The 2,154-nt window shown below is 70.1% G+C and carries 2 protein-coding genes and 1 pseudogene; 1 reads left to right on the plus strand and 2 read right to left on the minus strand.

Annotation, left to right across the window (positions count from 1 at the left end; all coding sequences use genetic code 11):
- A partial coding sequence (locus JF597_RS54165; protein ID WP_294014484.1) for an AAA family ATPase occupies positions 1 to 1,206 on the minus strand: 1,206 nt, incomplete at its 3' end.
- Positions 1,207 to 1,444: 238 nt separating this feature from the next.
- On the opposite strand from JF597_RS54165, the gene JF597_RS54170 reads away from it, so the two are divergent.
- On the plus strand, positions 1,445 to 1,765 hold the full coding sequence (locus tag JF597_RS54170) for an amphi-Trp domain-containing protein (protein WP_294014482.1): 321 nt from the start codon (positions 1,445 to 1,447) through the stop codon (positions 1,763 to 1,765).
- 12 nt (positions 1,766 to 1,777) lie between these two features.
- On the opposite strand, the pseudogene JF597_RS54175 reads toward JF597_RS54170, so the two are convergent.
- Positions 1,778 to 2,154 (minus strand): annotated as a pseudogene (locus JF597_RS54175) (class II glutamine amidotransferase); the annotation flags it as partial.

Below are 2,154 nucleotides of genomic sequence, written 5' to 3' on the forward strand. Positions count from 1 at the left end.
CAGGTCGTCCGAGCGCAGGCCGGTGAAGAGCTGCCCGATCGCCAGGTCGTCGACGAGGGCGCCGGCGGTGAGATCCCAGTCGCCCGCCGCGGCGCCGTGGGCGAGTGTCTCCGGCAGGATTCCGGAACGACGCAGCCACCGTGCGGCCCGCAGGTGGAGCTCCGGCTCCAGGCCGGGCAGCCGTACGCGCAGATGGGCCCGGAGTATCTCCCGGAACAGCGGGTGGAGTTGGTACGAGGAGTGCCCGAGATACTCGACGAACGCGTTGTCGCGGTGCAGCCCGGCGAGAATGGGCTCCGCATCGGTGCGGAGGGTCAGTGCGTTGGCCAGCTCGGGGGAGAAACGCTCCAGGACGCTGACCCGTAGCAGGAGGCCCTGGATCTCCTCCGGCTGTCCCCTGAGGACCTCGGACAGCAGGAAGTCCGCGACCGTACTGCGGTCCGCCTCGAACTCCTTCAGGTAGAGCTCCGGGTCGGCGCTCTCCAGGGCGGCCAGGGCGGACAGGCGCAAACCCGCCGCCCAGCCCCGGGTGCGGTCCACCAGGGCGCTCGCGGCAGGAACCGGAAGGCTCAGACCGTGCAGCTCCAGCAGCGCGACGGCCTCCTCGGACGTGAACGCGAGCTCGGCGGCGCGGATCTCCGTGAGTTCACCGGCCGTCCGGTAACGGTGCAGCGGCAGCAGCGGTTCGGTGCGGGTGACGAGGACGAGGTGCAGGCCACGCCCGGCGTGGTGCAGGACGAACTCCAGCTGCTCCGTGACCTCCGGATCGGTCATGCGGTCGTACTCGTCGAGCACGAGCACCACGGGCCGGTCACGTTCGTTCAGCTCGGCGGCGAGCGCTGCCAGCAGCTTGCGGTCCACCCGGGAGGCGTCCGCGGGGGCGCCGACCGCGTCGGATGCCGACGCACCGCAGGCGCGCAGTGCCTGGAGGACGTACGCCCAGAACACCCCCGGACGCCGGTCTCCCGCTTCGACGGTGAGCCAGGCGACCGGCTGCCGCAGTCCGGCGGACCAGTCGGCGGCCAGCAGGGTTTTGCCGGCCCCGGCCGGGCCGTTGACCAGTGTCAACGGCGTCCCGAGAGCCTCATCGAGGTGCTGGACGAGCCGCTGTCGCCGCAGGAACGTGGCCGGCCGCGCGGGGAGCGCGAACCGGGTGCGCAGGAACGGGTCTCCCTGGGGATCGGCGTACGGTACGGCCGGAACGATCGGAACGGTCGTTCCCCGGGCGTTCTCGTAGGTCTCGGCCACGGTCGCTCACTACCCCTGTCTGCCAGGGTCACGTCACGGGCGGCGCTTCCTCCACCAGCATCCCAGCCTCTGCGCCACGACGCTCGTCGCACCGGACCGCTGCCCGTTCACCCCCGACATGCGCGGTGAGGCCAAGAGGACGAGATTGGAGGTGGCCCGACCGGCCGAGCGTGCCGTATCCGGAACGGAGACACCCATGAAGGACCTCAAGTTCGAACAGAAGCGCTCTCTTTCCCGCCTTGAGGCGGCCGACCAGCTCACGGCACTCGCAGCCGCGCTGAGGGAGGGCGGGGACGCCGAACTGGAACTCGGCCCCGGAACGCTGAGCCTGCGGATCCCCGACGACCTTCGCAGCGAGATGGAGGTCGAGATCGGTGAGGGGGAGATCGAGCTGGAGATCGAGTTCAAGTGGCCGACCGCACCGGCGCGCAGGCGCCTGCCCGCGAAGCCGGAGCGCAGCGGTACGAGCGCCAACAGAAGCAAAGGTGCGAAGGAGTCCATCACCAAAAGGCCCTGAGCCGCTGACGCGTCACGCCGGTTCCGGGACGAAGCGATGCATCTCGTCCATTCCGGCAGCTACGACGCCGTAGCTGCTCTCGGGCACCTCGTTCCAGGCACCCGGCAGATCACCGAGGGGCTCGGACACGATGAGACGGGTGTCGTCGGACACTTCCCGCAGGAACCCCAGGTCGGGGTGCAGCTCTCTCAGCGTGTCCACGCGGGTGCTGTAGAACAACGACCGGGAAGCGCCCTGGCTCGAGTAGCGGAAGGCCCACAGGCGTTCGCCGTCGGCCACGGCAATGGTCATCTGGACCGGGAACTCCACACCGTGCTGATGGCCGCTGCGCTCCACGACTCCCACCATCCGGGCCACGGCACCCGGCGGATCCTCGTCCAGGCCGAAGG

The sequence above is a fragment of the Streptomyces sp. genome, from assembly GCF_019510245.1.
Classification (GTDB): Bacteria; Actinomycetota; Actinomycetes; order Streptomycetales; family Streptomycetaceae; genus Streptomyces.